Here is a 19,391-nt window from a genome sequence, read left to right on the forward strand (position 1 = left end):
ATAGTTGCGATCAGGCATGGAGATTTGCTTGTTCCTGCAACCACGGATCTACAGGTTGTCCATCTTTGCGGCGTAATTCAATTTCCACAACCATCACTTCTTTGGAACCAGGAGGTGCAGGTTTTTTATGGAAAATAATGTCATAATCTTCTGGATTGTGTTTACGTTCTTTCAACCATTCCTGTACCTTGGTTGTGGCAAATAATGATTGCCCTTGCTCAAACATTCGGGTAATCTGCAATTGTAGTGTGTAAGGATTTATGCGACCCATTTTCTACCGCCTTTGTTAAGTTAATTTTAGGACAAGTAATCTGCTTACCGGAGATAATCTAATGTTAATGCGAAGTAACCACATCTGACACTTACCATATAGGTATAACTTACAGTTTCAACGCCTTGTTATCTGTAAGAACAAAGTCCGAACCTTCTTTGGTGGATGGTCTAAGAAAGCGTCTATCATTTTGCAATTTGTCTTCCACTAGTTGAGAAATTACTATTTGTACTGCTTGATTTTCACCATCTTTAGCAGCAGTTACAACTTAATAATGTTATAATAGTACCTCAAAAAAATTGTCACAAACTTAACTGCACTCTACTACTAAAGTTGTACGTACACTAAGGACGAGGAAACGGATTAGTGAAGGATTGCTCAGAATTTTACACTGCCTTTACAACATTTAACTACTTAATTCTGTTATAGATTGGAAAGAGGCACGCCGCTTCAAAAACTGACCAACAGACGCAGATGGTTGTTATGCAGAGCAAAAATCAAGCTGTTTTCGCTTTAATTGTAAAAAGTACGATTGTATTTTTACCCTTATTGTTATTCGTTGGAATCGCCAGTGGACAATCTGCACCATCACCCAACCCAGCACTAACTCCGACTCCGGTGTTATCGAATTCAGAACGGGAAGAGTTAGCACGACTACGAGCAGAAAAACGAATTCAACAGCAAGTCCAGTCTGATTTTAAAAGCACTTTTAACCGCACAACTATTTTACTCGATGTTTGGCTAGTTATACTAAGTCTCTTTCCAGTCGCAGTCATTGCTTTGTTATGGCTGTTGCGACGGGTGATAATCCGGGAAATTGTTGATAGGGCGATGCAACAAGTCCAGGGAATGGAAAAATTACAAAATCAGCTAACCACCGTTAAACAAGAAGCTGAAAATGTTATTCAAGAAGCAAAAAAAATAAATTATGAATTAGAACAGGAAACGACTGCTCTACAACAAAAAATTAAAAATGAACAAGAAAATGTATCTATTCAGATATCCGATCTAAATTTAGCTAAAGCGCAGGTATTAAGTAGATTAGAAGCGGAACTAAAAAAATCTCAAAAAAATATAGAAAATTTAGAGTCAAAATTTGCTTCGGGACTATCTAAGTTAGAGTTTGATGCTCAACAACAAAAAGATATAGCATTGGAAAATTTAGGAAAATTAGCATCTACGATCGCAGAAGAACTGTCTAAGTTAAAGTTAGGTGTGCATCAACAGCAAGAACTAGCCGTTACTGATTTAGAAATATCAAAGTCTGAGTTCATATCTCAACTTTCTGGATGGCAGTCTGATGCTCAACAGCAAAAAGATATAATTTTTGAAAGCTTAACACAATTACAGTCAGAGTTTGTAGAAAAGTTATCCGAATTACAGGTAGATGCTCAAAAGCAAAAAGAGATTGCCTTTGACAGTTTAACTATATTTGAGCGGGAACTTAAATCTCAATTATCGGAATTACAGGTAGATGCTCAAGAACAAAAAAATAAAATTATTACAAATTTAGAAGTATTGCAGTCAGAATTTAAATTTCAATTATCGGAATTACATGTAGATGCTCAAAAATCCAAAGAGCTACTCATTGAGAATTTAGAAAAATCTGGTTCTGAGTTTAGTTCGCAATTCTCAGAATTACAATGGAATGCCCAACAACAAAAAATTCTCATTTTAGAGAAGTTAGAAAGATTAGAAACTGAATTTGACTCTCAACTCTCTGAGTTACAATTAGATGCCGAAGAAAGAAAGGATCTGATTCTTCAAGAACTATCTGAAATTACGCCGGAATCCATTCTAGAGGTGGTAAATTCTGAAGTTGAAGAAGAAATACAGGAACAGCCGCAACAACCAGAATTCACTGCTGATGAGTATGTAAAACAGGGAGACGATCTGTTTTCTCAAAGACGCTATGAAGATGCGATCGCAGCTTACAACCAAGCAGTTAAAATCCAACATGATGAACCTGTGAGTTGGTTAAAACGTGGTCTAACTCTGGGAAGATTAAAACGCTACCAAGATGCGATCGCATCTTACGATCGAGCGATTGCGATTCAGCCAGATTATCATCAAGCTTGGTGCGATCGCGGCGTTGCTTTTGGTAACTTCCAACAGCATCAGCAAGCCTTTGACTCATTTGATAAAGCTACACAAATTAAACCCGATGATGCCGTTGCTTGGTTAAATCGCGGTCTTTCTCTAGTAGCATTAGAACAATACGAAGAGGCAATAATCTCCTTTGAGAAAGCGCTGGAATTCCAACCCAATTCTCCCAAAATCTGGGATAAACATGGTTATACATTGGTAAGATTAGGACGCGATGATGAAGCGATCGCTAGTTTTAACAAAGCCTTAGAAATTAAGCCAGATTATGCCAGTGCTTATTACAACAAAGCAGCCTGTTACGCACTGCAAAGACAAATTGACCGATCTCTGTTAACTTTACAACAAGCGATTGAACTTAATCCCAGGTATAAAGAAGACGCAGCAAGTGACCTAGATTTTGATGATATTGCCGACGATGAACGCTTTAAGTTGTTAGTTGCAGAATAGAATGTCAATTGTCAATTGTCATTTGTCATTTGTCATTAGTTATTCTCTCCCTGCTCCCTGCTCCCTGCTCCCGTGCTCTCTGCTCCCGTGCTCCTCTGCTCCCCTGCTCCCGCGCTCCTCTGCTCCCCTGCTCTCCACACCTGGGTTATGTTCGCTAGACATGGCTTTGAGTTTAGATGTAAAAGAATCAGAGCGATCGCTTGTTTCGGGAGTAAATTGCCCGATTGGGGCATGAATAGGAGCAGGCGGGAGCAGTTTTGGCTGTCGTTGATGATGGTTTGGTGACGGGAAAGGCACTGGACTTTCTTGTGAAGTTTGCCTCTGGCTGACAGCAGATAATCGCTCAAGGGTTGCCGAAGAGGTAAATTTCCCAGAAAGCGGAGACTTCAAGACAGTTTTATTGTCTCTATCTTCCTGCTTTCCTTCTTCTTCACTCAAAGATGTCTTTGGTTGATAACTTTTCAGTTGGAGAATTGCAGTATTGCTGTGTTGATAGCCGTTGCGAATCTTAGCTGGTGGTAATTGAGGACTTGTCACTTGCTCTACAGTGGGTTTTCTCTTGGCTGGCGGTAAAGCTGGCGCAGCCGATGACGTTAAGTTTTGAGGAAACTTGCTACAAATCATCCGTTCAAATTCCATGTTGAAATGATATGTAGCCTGATCCCGGCGCTGCCAAAATACTAAAATTTGCTGCACAGAAACCGCTTTATAACGACCTTGATATAGTGCCTCAATCACTGCCAAGTGTAGCCAATTAAGGGGGTATTGCGTTTGCCAACGCTCAACTAGCTCATTGGCACTATACCCACCGAGATCGAAACTATAGTTAATTAATAAAGCGATCGCCAAGTTGGCAGAGGTGTCTGGAAGTGTTGTTAACATGAGGCTATTAGCTTTAGGCAATAGGTCTAAGATTTGTCACCCACCGCATATTAGCCTAGCGTGCTTTTAACTACATGGTTTATTTTTCCAAGAGTTGCCGAGCCGATAGGCAGTGTTCCTTATTCTACTTGCCAACTTCTAGAATGCAACCCCACATAGACTGATTTAATCGCAGATGTTCGCCCAATCGCGACTAATGCCTGATAAACCATCGCTGCAACTTCAGCGCGTGTTGCAAAACGTAAAGGTGCAAGTACTTTCGGATCTGGATAGTTGACAACTATTCCACGTTGTGTAGCACTAGCAACGGCTGTCCGGGCGTAGTCGGGAATGGTATGACGATCGCTATATACTTCTACAACATCGCGATCGACAGCTGGTAGTCCCAGTCCGTTTACTAAGGAGACAATCACCTGTAGCCGTTGCACACCTCGATCGGGGCGGAAAGTGCGATCGCTAAATCCGCCAACAAAACCACCGCTAGCCGCGATTTGGATAGCGCTATAAGCCCAAAAATCCTTGGGTACATCCGTAAAATCAGGTGCGGGGATTTTGGGAAATGGGTTAAAAGCGATCGCCACCATTGCTGCATACTGGGCGCGAGTCATGGGTTTATCTGGCTGATAACTATCATCGGCAAAAGCATGAGTTAAATCCATCCTCGCTAATGCCTGAATAAATGGTTCTGCCCAATGTCCGTTTAGTTCGGGAGAGGCGGGGAAGGGGGGAGGGGGAGACAAGGGGACAAGGGGACAAGGGGGCAAGGGGAGTTTTTGAGGTGGGGATTCTGTCGAGGTATCAGAGAAACTGGTGTTAACCGTTACTCGATTGGTTGGGAGTAATTCTACCATGCCCTTAACTAGAGAAGGATTTAATTGATTACCTACGGAAACTAGCTTTTGTGTAGTGGCATTATATAAATCAAATTCCCTATGATCCCGAAAAATATTATCACCTGGATCTTCGCTATTACCTAAATCTGGGACTGCATTGCCATTGACTAATAAACCACCTTGGGTATTTTTAGTAATCAGATTTTGACGCAGCACAGGTTGGGCATTACGAGAAAGTGCGATCGCTGTGCGATTTTCTGATAACTTGTTATTGGCGATCGTTGGAACGGCAAAGTCACTAATTGCTATACCTAAAGGGTTTCTTTGAAATACATTCTGTTGTACTTCTCCCTGGCTATGACCTGCCATTACTAACCCGCTAGCAGTATTTTGTACAAATATGTTATCTAAAATTGCGGGTTTGGCAGTACCAGTGGTAAACACACCTTCCCGCCCACAGTTGCTCAAAGTATTGTTACTTAAAGTAGGTGCAGCCGATTCAATCCAGATACCAGTACCTTTAACTGAGGGATTGGTGACAGTTACACCTAAAAGACTGGCATTATCTACCAAGAGCAGCGTAATATTTTGTATACCAAAACTGGGACTTTGATATTCACCACTCCCGGAAATTACAATCCCTACACCTTTGTTAGCTTCATTACCTACCACTGTCACTCCTCCAGGTATGATTAGTGGAAACACCTCACCACTAGCGGCGTTGTAAGTCCCCGACTCCAGATAAATTATCGTCGGGATTTTGGTTACTTTTAAAGCACGGGTGAGGCTTTTAAATGGACTCAACCGTGAACCAGTATTGCTATCATTCCCTGTCATAGGGTTGACATAGAGTGTGACGACGAGGGTAGAGTTCACCATTGATAGTTGAGAGTCAATTGTTTTAATTATGACAATCGTAAATAACACTACTTGTAGCAAACTTTTTCACAGTAATATCCTTGTGTATAAAAAATATATCCATCTGACTTTTTCTGGCAAGCAGATCGTGTGTACACACAAGTTATAGACTTCCAAATAAAAAAATATCCAACTATTTATTGTGGGGTGGGCGTCTCGCCCGCCCAGTAACCAAAGGCGTGCAAGATGCCCGCCCCACAAGATTGGATAATTTATTTCTTGGAAGTCCCTTATAGACTTTTATGCAATATTCCAAGTTCTCATCTCGATGGTATTGTCAGCTGCAACAAAGGCATTGTCAGTTAAAACAATGCCTTTGCAACTCAAAAAGACTGGTGTGTAAACTGTAGCGCCTGTGCAGAGAAGATTAAGGGATGACATTATCATCCAGAATAGTTCCTTCTATATTGGCTCCAGACAAATTTGCTCCACTCAAATTTGTCTGGTTTAAATCTGCTTGAGTGAGATTTGCCTGGGATAAGTCAGCTACAGTTAAATCTGCACCACTTAAATCCGCTCCATCTAGATTTGCTGCTATCAAGTTTGCTTCTTGCAAATCCGCCTCACTCAATTTAGTTTCAATCAATTTAGCAACCGTCAAATCAGCGTGACTCAAATTAGCTCCATCCAAAATCGCTCCATCCAAAATCGCTCCATCCAAAATAGCTTTGCTTAAGTTGCTATTACTGAGATCCGCATTGCTCAAATCTGCTCCATTTAAGTCTGCTTCAATCAAACTGGCGTTGGTTAAATTAGCGTGACTCAGATTAGCTCCATCTAAAATTGCTCGATCTAAAATTACGCCACTGAGATTGGCTTCTCTTAAATTGGCCTCGCTCAAGTTGACGCCAGTAAAGTCTCTGACACCTGCGGCATAGTTTTTCAGGAGTTGATCTGCTTTCATATCTGTCGCTGTGCTAAGGAACGTTTAACTAATTCGTAATTCGTAATTCGTAATTCGTAATTTTTGAATGTAATTAGCTTTTATATATACGTGGCTTTATTTCAGTTTGGGTGTTTAAATAAGTGTCTGAAATAGTCTTTAATTACGAATTACGTTAGCGCAGTAGTAGCTAGTCTGCAAGAAATCGATTATGAATAATTTTGGACTATCCAGACTAACACTAAATCCCCAGCACGCGCCACGGAGGATTAGTGTGATGAATCAAACTAAAGTGGATATTGAATCAACTTTGTCTAGACTAGCTATTTTTAAATACTAGCGCTACTACCTAGAGTTGTGAGTTAATTTCATACTTGGGAGGGATGCTGCTCACCTTAAAAGTTTAAGCATTAACGTGAGCCTCCGTTGCAGACTCACGTTAAGCATTAGTGCAAAGCGATCGCTATACTCAATTGTGGTGTTCGTCTGCTAAAGGTTATGGCAAAACCAATTCCTATTCTTTTGCAGATTATGATTCTTACGACTGAAGCAGATAGTTCATGTTTCCCCACCAACCACTACATCTCGAATTCGGAGGCTAGGGCCACCACAACCCACTGATAAGCCATTTTGTCCTCCCTTACCACAACCGCCAGATTCATCCCAATAAAAATCATCACCAAGTCCCTCAATATCCGCTAAAGTTTGGAATACATTTCCCGAAAGCGTCACATCTCGCACAGGTTCAGCAATTTTGCCGTTCCTAATCATCCACGCTTCCCCAGCACTAAAGGTGAACATTTCCCCATTTGTCATCCCACCCAACCAATTACGGGCATAAACTCCTTCTTTGATATCGGTGAATAAGTCTGCAACTGGTGTTTTACCCCGTTCAATCCAAGTATTTGTCATCCGCACAATGGGAGTAAAGTGATAGTTGAGACAGCGAGCGTTACCCGTAGGCGCTTCCTCCAATTTGCCAGCAGTTTCACGAGAATGTAAACGTCCCACTAAAACTCCATCTTTAATTAGTTGAGTAGTAGTAGCTGGTGTGCCTTCATCGTCGTAAAAATAGCTACCGCGATGTCCCTCTGGAGCCGCACCATCAAAAATTTGCAGTTCTTCTGGGCCAAACCGCCGTCCGATGGTCATAACTTCCAGCAGATCGGGGTTTTCGTAAGCCATATCAGCCTCAGAAAGATGTCCGAAGGCTTCGTGGACAAATAAACCCGTGAGAATTGGGTCAATGACTACAGTGTAAGTATTGCCTTTGACCGGTGGTAGAGATAAAGCGGCGATCGCTCTTTGAGCAGCATCTTTTACCTGTTCATCCAAACTAGTTAAATCTTCGTAAGCTTTGCGAGAGCCAGTAGTTTCCCGTCCAGTTTGTACGGTTTCGCCATTTCTGGCGGTGGCGGCAAAGCGCATTTCCATATCCACCCAAGATTGCTCGATCGAAGTACCTTCGGAAGTAGCAATGATTACTTTTTGGGCGCTGTCACCGTAACGCACCGAGGTAGTGGTAATTCGGCGATCGACGCTTTTAAGCAATTGGGCATAGCGATCGCACAATTGTTTTTTCTGCGAGAGTGGGATATTTCGGGGATCGGTACCTTTTAGAGGTAAAATGCATACTGCTTGCACTGGGTCAATGGGTGCAAGTAAAGTTTCTTCATTACCAACCATCCGCGCAGCTGCGATCGCTTCTTCTATGCGATCTTCGATTGTTGCCAGTTGGTTAAAGCAGCTCAACCCCCATCCGCCTTTATAACAAGCGCGAATATGTCCACCAATGGAGATGCCTTCACTGAGAGTTTCTACCTTGTCGCCACGCAACAAGATATCAGTCCCTTCTGCTTCTTCAAGGCGAATCATTAGATAATCTACACGCTTAGAGTAGCGGGCGATCAGGTCAGAAAGTAAATTTTGTGCGTCAGCAAGTGTAGTCGGCATTTCCAATTAGTAACAATGACGAACTGCATTTATTTTGCAATTATTTGGGGAATTTCTGCTAATCAATTATTATGAGGAGACTGGGTACTGAGGGAGATGAGGCAGTGGAAAAGCAGAAAAGAAATTGCAGTAAGTTTTTCCTCCGTACCCCTTTGCACCTCTGCTTCTTGTGCCTAATCTCCAATCCCCAATCTTGAGTTCCGGTGGGTAAGAACTCAATGATGTGCTAAGATAATCAAGTGAGAATAAAATTCGGTTACATTCTTTGTTTTTAGTATTGACAGGCTTTTTCCTTTTGGTCTTAACAAACTTGCCTCCGAAATCTAAATCTCTACACACCTATGATTTTGGAGATAATGCATGTCAATTTATGTAGGTAATCTATCCTACGAGGTCACACAAGAAGACCTCAATTCTGTTTTTGCCGAACACGGTACTGTAAAGCGGGTTCAGTTACCTACTGACCGTGAAACAGGACGGCCACGCGGCTTTGCCTTTGTAGAGATGGGCACAGAAGCAGAAGAAACAGCTGCCATTGATGCTCTTGATGGAGCTGAATGGATGGGACGCGATCTCAAAGTGAATAAAGCGAAACCAAAGGAAGATAGAGGTGGTTCTTTTGGTGGTGGCGATCGTCGCGGTGGCGGTGGCGGTGGATACAATAGATCGCGCTACTAAGCTTTAAGATCAAAAATTAAGTTTTAACGTCTAAAGGGCAGAATCATTATCTGCCCTTTTTGCGCTCCGGTCTACTGGATGGCTTTAATTGCCCAGTACCAATTAAGTAGGAGATGATAAATGACCCAAGTATTTGTGGGCGAAAATGAAGGAATTGAGTCAGCCTTACGTCGATTTAAGAGGGAAGTCTCCAAAGCAGGTATTTTTCCAGACATGAGAAAGAATCGTCACTTTGAAACACCTTTGGAAAAACACAAACGCAAAGAAGTCGCAAGACACAAACAACGCAAGAGAAATTTCCGTCGTAATTAATAATTAGCGATACCTCCGGTTAGCGTAGCTAACCCACTCTCTCATTAGATTCTTAGCTGTCGAAAAGGCGATCGCTGTACTCCAAAGGAGAATCTAATGAGCAAGTTTTGAACTTCGGCAACCTTTCCTGATATCAGCTATCTATCAAAATCATTATATATTTGTTTGAGTTACTGCTGTTTTATATTAATCAGAATTTCCAGGGTTAACTAATTAGAAAATCAGTCAAAAATATTCTTAATAATAAGCTGTACCCAATACTGCTCGGTTAAAGGGAAAAGGAGTGGAAGGCTAGATATATAAGGTTTTTTCCCTTTTAACCCTTTCCCTTTCCCCCAAAACCAGACATCAATTTCTTCTAAGCACGAGCACGTGTAATCTGAGCACTATCAAAGTCTTGTAGCCGAGTCATAGTTCCACTGTTCTTATCAACAATAAACACAGCATTAGGAGTCTCATATCTCATCGCTCCAAAGGCGAGGATTTGACCTGTTGCAGAGCAAACTAAGCTTTGTAAGCCATTATTCCATGCTTGACCATTAAGTTTCAATTGTCCTAGTCTGATAGGCTTTTTTTGATTTGGATCTACCTGTACCAGAGTTGTCTCACCATACTCACCAACTACAGAGCTATAAAGTATTCCATTTGGACACTCAGCTAGATTGCTGATCCGCTCATCCTCCAGGAATTTAACCTTACTAATAAAACTTATCTCTCCTGTTTGAAGGTCAATATCTACCAATTTGATCGGTGGTGTCCCGTTCTTCTTACCTACTAGACCAATGAGCCGCCCATCATTAGTACCTAGCAAGCTCCCAAGCTGTTGATTTGGTTTAAGTCCTGAAAGTATCAAAGTTCTTACAGGCGTACCCAAAAATGTAATACGAGTAAATGTCGCCTGTCTCCGACTAATCGCAACCGGAGTAATGGCTACAACAAGTGTGCCATCGCTTAAAGAGGTAAAACCACTCAATATCTCATTAGGCTCTAATAGAGGTGTACTTTTATCTGTAAGTACCTGAGCTTTTCCTGTCATTAAGGATTGCAAAACTAGTCCTACAGGCTTAATATCTGTGCTTACACTGTTTAGGGCAGTGTTCTCTACTAATTCAGTGGTGTTTACCTCTGTAATAGCCGTTTGGTCAATAGTAACGATCGGGCTAGAACCTATACCGACAATATTTACACTTGGTGTTTCTGCCAAGGCTTTCTTGGTTAGATAACTCAGTCCAGATACTACAGTTCCAGCAAGTGCCAATTGTCCAAACCGTCGACGTGATAGCTTGTAATTCATATTTTCCTTCCTAGAATTAATGACTTTTATTAGGTAGCAGTGCGAACATAAACAGATAAGGCTAATATATTTGCGTCCAGGTTGCTACTGAGGGTGTTCCATTGTTGTCACTAATAAAAAGCATGTACCAGCCCGGTGGTGCGATATTTCGATTGTTTATGACCGTGACCTTAACAGAAGTAGCGTTTCTAGAAATAATGGGTGCATCGACTAACCTTTGTTCTGTATCGCAAGAATGGGTAGTTGCCATTGGTCTAATAAAACTAACCCATTTAATATTCGCAGCTTGGGGTGTCTGAATCGTAAATTGCTGCCCGTAGGTCACTGTTTGAGGAGCGCTCCGAATAACTGGACGCGATCGCGACATATACGCAGGACTGTAGATTTCTAATCGCAGTTCATTGACCGTCCGTTGAGGGTTCCCTCCAGCTGCTGCGACCCTACCATCTGGTAGCAGCAAGGCCACCGAGTGATATACGCGGGGAACAGTTTGTTTAGCTACTACTGTCCAGGTATTTGTCGCTGGATTGTAGATTTCTGCTGGCAGCATTGCTTGTGTTGTGTCCTCATTCATTTTGCTACCATTGCAAACAAACACTGTGCGATCGGGCAACAAAACTGCACTGTGATGCATCCTGGCATAGTTTAACGGCTTTGCTGCTACGTAAGTTGGATTACTAGCTTTTAAATCGACAATATTTACTCTCTTTGTTGCTGTTTTACCACTACCTCCACCAAGAATCATCACCTTTTGATCTTGTGCAGGTGGTAAAAGCACACTGGCAGCTTGATCGCCAAAAGCTATGTCTTGCAGCCCTGTCACCACTTTTTCTGTAATGGATTGTGTAAATGTCTCTGGCAGGGTTAATATCCTTGGTGTCACTCCAGTAACACCCATCTGAGCACCTGAATAAAAGATTTTACCACTACTTAGTAGAAACAGATGTGCGTATGCCGGTAAGGCACTAGTTGTTGGAAAAGCGTTCCAACCATTTGGAAAGAAAGCAGAATAAATTTCTGGTTGTCTATTGAGCTTGCCATCTTTATCCGGCCCAGACACTGCTAAGACTCGACCGCTGCCTAGTGTTAACACAGTAGGATACCAGCGACCATTATTCATTGATAATATCTTGACCCATTTCTCAGCAATGGGATCGAACATCAGAGCATAGGGTGAACCATAAAATGGGTCATAGCGCAAAGTTCCACCTGCAACTAATAACTGACCATCAGGCCGGAAGGAGTGACCAGCGCAAAAAAGATCCATCGGTTGATTGTTACTATCCAATGGAGGCGCTTGACGGGAAAAGGTTCCCTTGTTTATATCCCAGACCACACTGTCATAGGGAGTATTTAACCGATTGGGATCGTTACCTGAGCCACAGAAAAAGAATATTTTACCAGTACGAAGTAGAGCCGCATGTATAGGTAGGATTGGAGCCTTGTACGACAATACTTGCCATTTATCTGTAGTAGTAGCTAGAGCAATGGAAGCCCCTAAATCTGTTGCCTCTTGGAGGTTAGTGTTGTTATTAGGTTGAGTCACTTTATTTACAAAAATTCCTACGTAAACTTCATTTTTCGTACTTTATTTTATTAATTGATTTCTTGATTTATATCTATACTTCTTTAGGCTTATTTAGCCTTAATATATGATGTTTTTCATAATCAGGAAATGTAAATTCAGCTGTTATCAATAGTAATTGTGCTATTAATCATACATCCTTTAGAGTATGTATATTAAGCCTTAATTACATTCCTACTCTCAATAATACTACATCTCATCCACGAAGTTTTCTTATAGGATATTTTCTCACAAGAGAAAATAAATATCTTTGGTTTTGCGGCCTAAATTGGTGAAATAAACGAAAATCTCTAGTCACTTTTAAATAATTAAATAAATTACTAAAAAGCGTGTATAGTAAGGGTTTTGTAGGTTCCAACTAGCAATATTAATTTGTGAATGTATATTAATCAAGAATAATTATCCAAGACCATCTCTATCCTACAACTATTTTATGTAGCGGATTACTTCAGCAACTGACCAAGCTTGAGCGATCGCTCCTCTGGGTGTGTGAGGTGAATCGCCATCAAAAATCTCAGAAATAGAACCAAGACAAGCATCAAAGAAAAAGTGATCTAGCAAAGGTTGCCAATCAAAAGGCAACGATTGTTGTGGATAAAAACGTTGCCAAGCCCGAATATACGGCCCAATTAGCCAAGTCCAAACAGTGCCTTGATGATAAGCGCGATCGCGTTGCTGTTGATTGCCCTCATATTTTCCTTTATATTCTGGATCTCCTGGATCGAGACTGCGAAGACCATAAGGAGTGAGCAAGCTGGTAGTTGCCAAATCTAATATCTGACACCCTTGCTGTTCGGAAAACCCACAATGATGTAACGACAGCGCCAAAACGGCATTGGGACGAATTTGAAAATTCCGGCGATCGTCTGGTTCAATAGTATCGTACAGATAACCTAGCTGAGGATTCCAGAATTTTTGCAGTGAGGTTTTCATATGTTGTGCTTGGTTAGCATAACGCTGTGCTTGCTTAGTGAGACGCACTGGTGAGCCATATTCCATTTGGCTCAAGCGCTCTGCCCACTGACTCAGCCAACATAAAGCAGAATACCACAGTGCATTGATTTCCACTGGCTTCCCATAACGGGGTGTGACGGGGTGTGTCCCAATTACCACATCCATCCAGGTGAGAGCTACACCACGAGCATCCCAACTAACTAGTCCGTCGGTAGCATCCACCTGGATATTGAAATGTGTACCACCGACAAACGCTTTATAGATTTGCTGTACTACAGGGAATTGCTCTGCCAAAAAATCCCAGTCTTGGGTAGCTTCTAAATAAAGTCCTAAAGTTTCAATCCACCACAATGCCGCATCAATACTGTTATAAATTGGTTCGCCATTGAGATCGGGAAATGCATTCGCAATCAAACCGTGGCGACAATAATGCCCCAAAGTTCGCAATACTCCTTTTGCGAGGTCAAAACGCTGTGGAACTAATGCCAACCCCGGTAAAGCGATTAATGTATCGCGTCCCCAGTCATTAAACCAGTGATAACCAGCAATAACCGTAGGGCCTGCAATTGAGGCTCGATAGACGATAAAGCGATCGCTTGCTTTGAGTAGTTGTTGCCAGATTGGAAATTGGGCATAAGAGGCAGAGGTGCCAAGGGGAAAAGGGGCAGAGGGGAAAAACTTACTGCAACTTCTCCCCTGCTCCTTTGCCCCTCTGCCCCCCTGCTCCCCTGCCCCTCTACCCCCCTGCTCCCCTGCCCCTCTACCTCCCTCTCTCCATCCAAAAATCTGTGAGAGCCTTTCTTGCTCTGCCTCCACAGCTTCTGCGAAGGTTTTGACGGTGAGAACATCTGGTACTGAGTCGGGAAAACCTACTCGTGCTTCTAAAGTTACCGTATCTCCTGGTTGAAGTGTGACTATCAAGTAACCAGGACTGTGGAGGTCTTCTTTGTCGCCTAATCCCCGTTTTGTCTCCTCAGACAATCTATAATCCCAATACCAAACTGCATCTGGTTGATAATTTCCTTGTGTCCAGCGCAAGTGCCAAGGTATGCCGAAGCGCCCAGAATTGATTGCTTGTAAACAGACTTGCTGTTCCCCTAGCAATTGTGAAAACTGTAATTCTTGACTAGCAATCTGCTGGTGATGAAAGTCACGTTCTGCTATCAACAGTCGCAACCGTAAAATCGCTGTTTCAGTTCCCTCATAGCGATACTGGATTAAAATTCGATGGCAAAATTGGGGATTGGGGACTGGGGACTGGGGACTGGGGACTGGGGACTGGGGACTGGGGACTGGGCATTGGTTATAAATTATTCTTCCCTGCCCCTGCTCCCCTGCCCCCTGCTCCCCTGCTCCCCTGCTCCCCTGCCCCTGTGTCCCTTCGTCCCCAATCCCCAATCCCCAGCCTTCATTCCCCACCAAACCATAGGGCATCACCAATTGTCTGGTTAATTGCCAGTTATCTTGACCCCAAGTCCATTTAGGAACTGGGTTAATATCAAAACAGCGTAGCTGTTCATAGCCTGTTCGCTCAATCTGAGCGTTACCCCAAACATTTGTCCCCAGTGCCACAACGCGCCCTAATATTTCCAAGCTAGCTTCTAGGTGCGAAAACAGCAGAGTCCTTCCAGAAGGTGGGTTTGTGGCGGCAAACAGCCAACCATGATAAGTACGCGTGCGGACATCAGAAACTGTACCGCTGGCAAAACTTCCTAAGCCGTTGGTAAGCAACCATTCTCTTGTATCTAAATCAGACATTTGCTACTCAAAATCGTTATGAGTATGATATAGTCGTAACAGATCGTAATTAAACTGTGAGAGCGTGGATGGGTAAATTTTACTTGACCCAAATTCCAACGCTACTAAACCGATAAAGGAGAATTAGGTTAATGTCCCTTAATTATGGAACCGAAGGAAGCCTCCGCGTTGGTCAACAAGCTCCCGATTTCACAGCAACGGCTGTGGTAGATCAGGAATTTAAGACAATCAAACTTTCCGATTATCGCGGTAAGTATGTCATCCTGTTTTTCTACCCACTAGACTTTACCTTTGTTTGTCCTACTGAAATTACAGCATTTAGCGATCGCTACGAAGAATTCAAGAAAATCAATACTGAAGTCCTTGGGGCTTCGGTTGACAGTGAATTTTCTCACCTCGCTTGGATTCAAACAGATCGTAAGTCTGGTGGCGTTGGCGACCTGAATTATCCTCTAGTCTCCGACATCAAGAAAGAGATCAGCGCCGCTTACAACGTTCTTGACCCAGCAGCAGGCATTGCCTTGCGTGGTCTGTTCATCATCGATAAAGATGGTATTATACAGCACGCCACGATTAACAATCTAGCTTTTGGTCGTAGCGTTGATGAAACCCTGCGGACATTACAAGCAATTCAGTATGTTCAGTCTCACCCTGACGAAGTTTGCCCAGCTGGTTGGCAACCTGGTGATAAGACCATGAATCCTGACCCAGTGAAGTCTAAAGTCTACTTCTCTGCTGTCTAAATTTCGCTAGCTAAAAAACTCTAATCCAGCTTTTTGGAGTTGAAAGCAAAATCAATGAAAACCACAGATAAACAGAGATACACATTAAACAATGTCAACCTCCGTAAATATCTGTGGTTTTTTCTAAAATAGTATTTAAATAACCAAGGTTAAAAATATGTTGACTTCAACTGACTTTAGTGGCTTATTAAATGAGCGATTCTTCCGTAATTTTTTACCAGTTCCAGCTAGTAATCAACTCAGATTGGGAGTAGGAACACCTGACTTTCAATTGCCAGATATTACCAACGGAACTTTAGTAAAGTTGTCTGATTATAAAGGCAAACAACCAGTTTTACTTGCTTTTACTCGCATTTTTACCGAAAAGCAATATTGCCCTCTTTGTTTTCCTCACATCAAAGCCTTGAATAAAAACTACGAGCAATTCAAAAATCGCGGTATAGAAGTTTTAATGATTACTAGTACCGATGAAAGGCAAAGTCAAATAGTTGTCAAAGATTTAGGCTTAAAAATGCCACTTTTGAGCGATCCTAGTTGTCGAGTATTTCGTACATATCAAGCAGGGCAGGCACTGGGAGCGCCTTTACCAGCACAGTTTGTATTAGATAAAGAAGGAAAACTGCGCTACTGGCATTTATTTTCTTTTTTGGATCGTAATGCTAGTGTTGAGACATTGTTAGAACAATTTAATTGACTATAAATATTCAAAATAAATTGCGTTTAATGTTGAAAACTAGCTATTAGGAATTGGAACTCTTAAGATTTGAATGGTAATTTAGACCCTAATCATAATATCATCAAATCTTAATAGTTTCATTTGTTTGAAAAGTATTACGAATTACAAATTATCTTTGAGGATAATATTGAGGATTCGCAACTTGGGGCTGATAACCGTTTGTGGGTATTGTACTTCCCATGCCGTTAGGTACAGGAGTGGCAACAGGAGGCTGATAAATGCTCATGGGCGCAGTGCCTGTTGTAGCGTTAGGTAAAGCAGGATTCGCAACCTGGGGCTGATAACCATTTGTGGGTATGTTTGTAGTGGTGTTTGGCGTGACAGCATTCTGGCTAAACTCTTGGTAGGCTGCACGAGAAATTGAGCTAATCAATTTTTCGGCGCGAGGATCGTTTGCAGGACGTTGTACCATTACAGAGGCTATGTAGCGCTTGCCAGTTGGAACCACAATTAAACCTGTATCTGCCAACATTGTACCGATATCACCCGTTTTGTGGTATGCTCTGGCACCTGTTCCCAAACCTGCTGGCAGCAGAGTGTCTTTTTGGGTGCGACGCAAGATATCAAGCATGAGATCGCGTGATGGCATACTAACTAAATTTCCTTGACTCACAATCGCCATCAAATTTCCTAGTTCCTTAGGACTAGTGGTATTTGTCCCTTGTAAATCTGGGAGTTGATTACGAATTGTTGTGGTTGTCAATCCCCAACTACGGAAACGCTGGTTTAAAGCGTCTATTCCTCCTAGTCGGGCAATCAGCATATTTGTCGCCGTGTTATCGCTGATTGTAATCATTTTAGTGACTACTTCCAAAGCGGCGTACTGAGTTCCTGGTGGTTTGTATTGCAGATTTCCTGAACCGCCAGCGACCATATCTTGTTGCATGGTCAGCATATCATCTAGGCGAATCTTCCCCGCGTCTACATCCTGGAAAAAGGCAATCAAAATCGGCACTTTAATCGTGCTAGCCGCCGGAAAACTCGTAGAGGCATTGATATCTACATAATTACCAGTATCCAAATCTACTAAGAAAATTCCCGGTGTAAGATTTGGGTTGGTGGCCGCCAAATTTTGCACGGCATTTTTCAAAGAGGTAATTTCTTGAGATAGGTAGAGACTCGAAGCTGCGGCTGGGGGAGTTTGGGTAGGTTGTGGTTGCGATCGCGCCACATTACTAACATTATTATTAGATTGCGACGCCGAATTTGTGCTGATGCGATTGGCTGGGTCTAATACTGACAATACAGTGCCCACAATTGCACCCATCCCAACACCCACAATCAATAACCGCAAAACATACAATACGGTTTTGGCCATTGGCTTTAACTGGGTTTTTCGCGATGAGCGTCTGCCTGTTTTTGGCTTTTCCATCCGCACTGTTTTAACCATCACAGCACCCGGTCGAAAGGGAGGAATTTTTCCCTTAACACTAGGTATTGGTTTTACTGCCGTTGGCATAACTAACCCCGATTTTACCCTACGTGTAGCGCCAGGGATTGGGGGAGGACTAATTTGATTCTTTGGGCGTGTTTGTCCCCCGTCAGGCCCATTTGTAATTTCCTGCTTACTGTTAGCTTTAACTCTTTTCTTTACCACTTTTTGAACTTTTTGTGGCTGCGGGCGGCGATTTAAGGGTTGACGCCGCGAGAAAGCTGTTAGTTCGCCACTTGATTCTGACACCGTTACTCCTTGTGACCCACTTGACTGTTTTCTTGCAGACTCTTGACCCCAAACTTAATTTTTAAGCAATATTAATACTCAAATTCCACTTTGCCACTAAGTAGCATTTTTGTGTTTAGTTTAAGCCATATTAATTATTTTGGGGAGATGATTGCGTATATATTAAACGAATAATTACAAGTTTTCACTATTCTTCTGGTTTTTCAGGGCCCATTCTACCTGCTGCAAAATTCCTCGCAGCATGGCCACCTCCCCAGTTTTCAAGTGAGCGCGATTATATAATTGGCGAAATTTTCCCATCCGACTAGCTGCCGTATGGGGATATACATAACCAATTTTCAGTAATACTGATTCTAATTGCTGGTAGTATCCTTCCACAACATCCAAGGGTGCGAGTTCAGTTTGAGGTAAGGTTTGAGTGTCAAGTTTTTGGGCAGATTGTGACAATTCATAACAACAAATTGCGACAGCAGTAGCCAAATTTAGGGCGACATAATCTTGACTTGTGGGAATGCCAACAAACCTCTGTGCATAATTTAATTCTTCATTGCTTAATCCCCGGTCTTCTCTGCCAAAAATCAGGGCTGTGGGTTTTTCTGGCTCCTCCAGTAACCAGGGTAGTGCAGTGCGGGGATTTTCTAAAGGTGTTTCTAAACTGCGAACGCGACCAGTAGTAGCGATCGCCCGTACACATCCATGCAATGCTTCTGGTAAAGTTGCCACTATTACCGCAGATTCTATAATTTCCTGAGCGTGAACAGCCATCATCAAAGCTTCCGTCGATAGCGGATCGCATTGGGGGTTCACTAATACTAAATTATATAGACCGAAATTTTTCATTACCCTGGCGATCGCGCCGATATTGATCGGCCCAGCTGGTTCTACCAACACAATTCTTAATCCAGCCAAGCCCATTTTTTGCCTCCTGCGATCGCACCAGATAATACTTACAGGTTATTTTTCAGCGTTGTGGTTCTGCTGAAGAGTTTCCTTGAAATCATTTTAGCTGTGTAAGTGAATGCCTGCGTCAGGTCTGAAGAGTTCAGTGCAATCTTTGCCGTTGGGCTAGTCGTTCGTCGTTATTTAGAAGTTACCTGCTTTAATCATCACTACTAAGTGTTCAATACGTTCATATTCATCTAGTTCTTTCAACTCCGTGGGTGTGAGTTCACCTGCGTTACTGCGTGTTAGCAAGGTACGCAATCGTTCTTGCATTTCGGGAGTAGGTTTAAATTCAGCAATTTGTTCGGGAGTGGGGTTGCTAGCCAAAAAATCTAAGATATATCGGTAAACTTGTGCTGGTATAGCAACCGCCAAGGCGGTTAAGCCGCTGTGTGAAGCACAGCTTCCATCGCAT

The 19,391-nt window shown here is 42.4% G+C and carries 15 protein-coding genes and 1 pseudogene; 5 read left to right on the top strand and 11 right to left on the bottom strand.

The features are described 5' to 3' along the window. Positions 1-10: 10 nt before the first annotated feature. Entirely contained in the window at positions 11-271 is a 261-nt protein-coding gene (locus RMX89_RS00980) for a hypothetical protein (RefSeq protein ID WP_322672580.1), read from the bottom strand. Positions 272-754: 483 nt separating this feature from the next. Here RMX89_RS00980 and RMX89_RS00985 point away from each other — a divergent pair, with 483 nt between their 5' ends. Further along, on the top strand, positions 755-2,824 hold the full coding sequence (locus RMX89_RS00985; protein ID WP_322687600.1) for a tetratricopeptide repeat protein: 2,070 nt from the start codon (positions 755-757) through the stop codon (positions 2,822-2,824). A 39-nt stretch (positions 2,825-2,863) separates the two neighbouring features. Here RMX89_RS00985 and RMX89_RS00990 read toward each other — a convergent pair whose 3' ends face one another. The 4 genes from RMX89_RS00990 to RMX89_RS01005 form a co-directional block, all read right to left on the bottom strand. Beyond that, a complete protein-coding gene (locus RMX89_RS00990) occupies positions 2,864-3,706 on the bottom strand; it encodes a hypothetical protein (protein WP_322687601.1) in 843 nt (280 codons plus the stop codon). Between the two features lie 119 nt (positions 3,707-3,825). Continuing rightward, positions 3,826-5,418 (bottom strand): DUF1565 domain-containing protein, encoded by a 1,593-nt coding sequence (locus tag RMX89_RS00995; RefSeq protein ID WP_322687602.1) that lies wholly within the window; start codon positions 5,416-5,418, stop codon positions 3,826-3,828. Between the two features lie 406 nt (positions 5,419-5,824). After that, positions 5,825-6,361, bottom strand: coding sequence for a pentapeptide repeat-containing protein (locus RMX89_RS01000; RefSeq protein WP_322672576.1), 537 nt, complete (start codon positions 6,359-6,361; stop codon positions 5,825-5,827). Positions 6,362-6,898: 537 nt separating this feature from the next. Continuing rightward, positions 6,899-8,293: a TldD/PmbA family protein gene (locus RMX89_RS01005; protein WP_322683140.1), complete on the bottom strand. Its 1,395-nt coding sequence runs from the start codon at positions 8,291-8,293 to the stop codon at positions 6,899-6,901. A 360-nt stretch (positions 8,294-8,653) separates the two neighbouring features. Here RMX89_RS01005 and RMX89_RS01010 point away from each other — a divergent pair, with 360 nt between their 5' ends. Together RMX89_RS01010 and rpsU are read left to right on the top strand one after the other, a co-directional pair. After that, complete coding sequence (locus RMX89_RS01010) at positions 8,654-8,971, top strand: RNA-binding protein (protein WP_322672574.1); 318 nt, start codon at positions 8,654-8,656, stop codon at positions 8,969-8,971. A 120-nt stretch (positions 8,972-9,091) separates the two neighbouring features. After that, positions 9,092-9,283 (top strand): 30S ribosomal protein S21, encoded by a 192-nt coding sequence (gene rpsU / locus RMX89_RS01015; RefSeq protein ID WP_069073774.1) that lies wholly within the window; start codon positions 9,092-9,094, stop codon positions 9,281-9,283. Between the two features lie 358 nt (positions 9,284-9,641). Here rpsU and RMX89_RS01020 read toward each other — a convergent pair whose 3' ends face one another. The 3 genes from RMX89_RS01020 to RMX89_RS01030 form a co-directional block, all read right to left on the bottom strand. Continuing rightward, on the bottom strand, positions 9,642-10,577 hold the full coding sequence (locus RMX89_RS01020; protein WP_322687603.1) for a hypothetical protein: 936 nt from the start codon (positions 10,575-10,577) through the stop codon (positions 9,642-9,644). A gap of 61 nt (positions 10,578-10,638) precedes the next feature. Beyond that, positions 10,639-12,123: a galactose oxidase-like domain-containing protein gene (locus RMX89_RS01025; RefSeq protein WP_322672571.1), complete on the bottom strand. Its 1,485-nt coding sequence runs from the start codon at positions 12,121-12,123 to the stop codon at positions 10,639-10,641. A 465-nt stretch (positions 12,124-12,588) separates the two neighbouring features. After that, on the bottom strand, positions 12,589-14,874 hold the full coding sequence (locus tag RMX89_RS01030) for an amylo-alpha-1,6-glucosidase (protein ID WP_322687604.1): 2,286 nt from the start codon (positions 14,872-14,874) through the stop codon (positions 12,589-12,591). A gap of 131 nt (positions 14,875-15,005) precedes the next feature. On the opposite strand from RMX89_RS01030, the gene RMX89_RS01035 reads away from it, so the two are divergent. Both RMX89_RS01035 and RMX89_RS01040 read left to right on the top strand, forming a co-directional pair. Further along, positions 15,006-15,617 carry a peroxiredoxin gene (locus RMX89_RS01035; protein ID WP_322687605.1) on the top strand — a complete coding sequence of 204 codons (612 nt, stop codon included), beginning with the start codon at positions 15,006-15,008 and terminating at the stop codon, positions 15,615-15,617. Between the two features lie 157 nt (positions 15,618-15,774). Then, a complete protein-coding gene (locus RMX89_RS01040) occupies positions 15,775-16,311 on the top strand; it encodes a peroxiredoxin (RefSeq protein ID WP_322672569.1) in 537 nt (178 codons plus the stop codon). Between the two features lie 151 nt (positions 16,312-16,462). On the opposite strand, the gene RMX89_RS01045 is transcribed toward RMX89_RS01040, so the two are convergent. The 3 genes and pseudogenes from RMX89_RS01045 to RMX89_RS01055 form a co-directional block, all read right to left on the bottom strand. Further along, complete coding sequence (locus RMX89_RS01045) at positions 16,463-18,034, bottom strand: serine hydrolase (RefSeq protein WP_322687606.1); 1,572 nt, start codon at positions 18,032-18,034, stop codon at positions 16,463-16,465. Between the two features lie 174 nt (positions 18,035-18,208). After that, entirely contained in the window at positions 18,209-18,949 is a 741-nt protein-coding gene (locus tag RMX89_RS01050) for an RNA methyltransferase (RefSeq protein ID WP_322683145.1), read from the bottom strand. Between the two features lie 168 nt (positions 18,950-19,117). Next, positions 19,118-19,391: pseudogene (locus RMX89_RS01055) on the bottom strand (hypothetical protein); the annotation flags it as partial.

Origin of the sequence: Nostoc sp. DedSLP04 (assembly GCF_034530775.1) — a bacterium.
In the GTDB taxonomy this organism is placed as follows: Bacteria; Cyanobacteriota; Cyanobacteriia; order Cyanobacteriales; family Nostocaceae; genus Nostoc.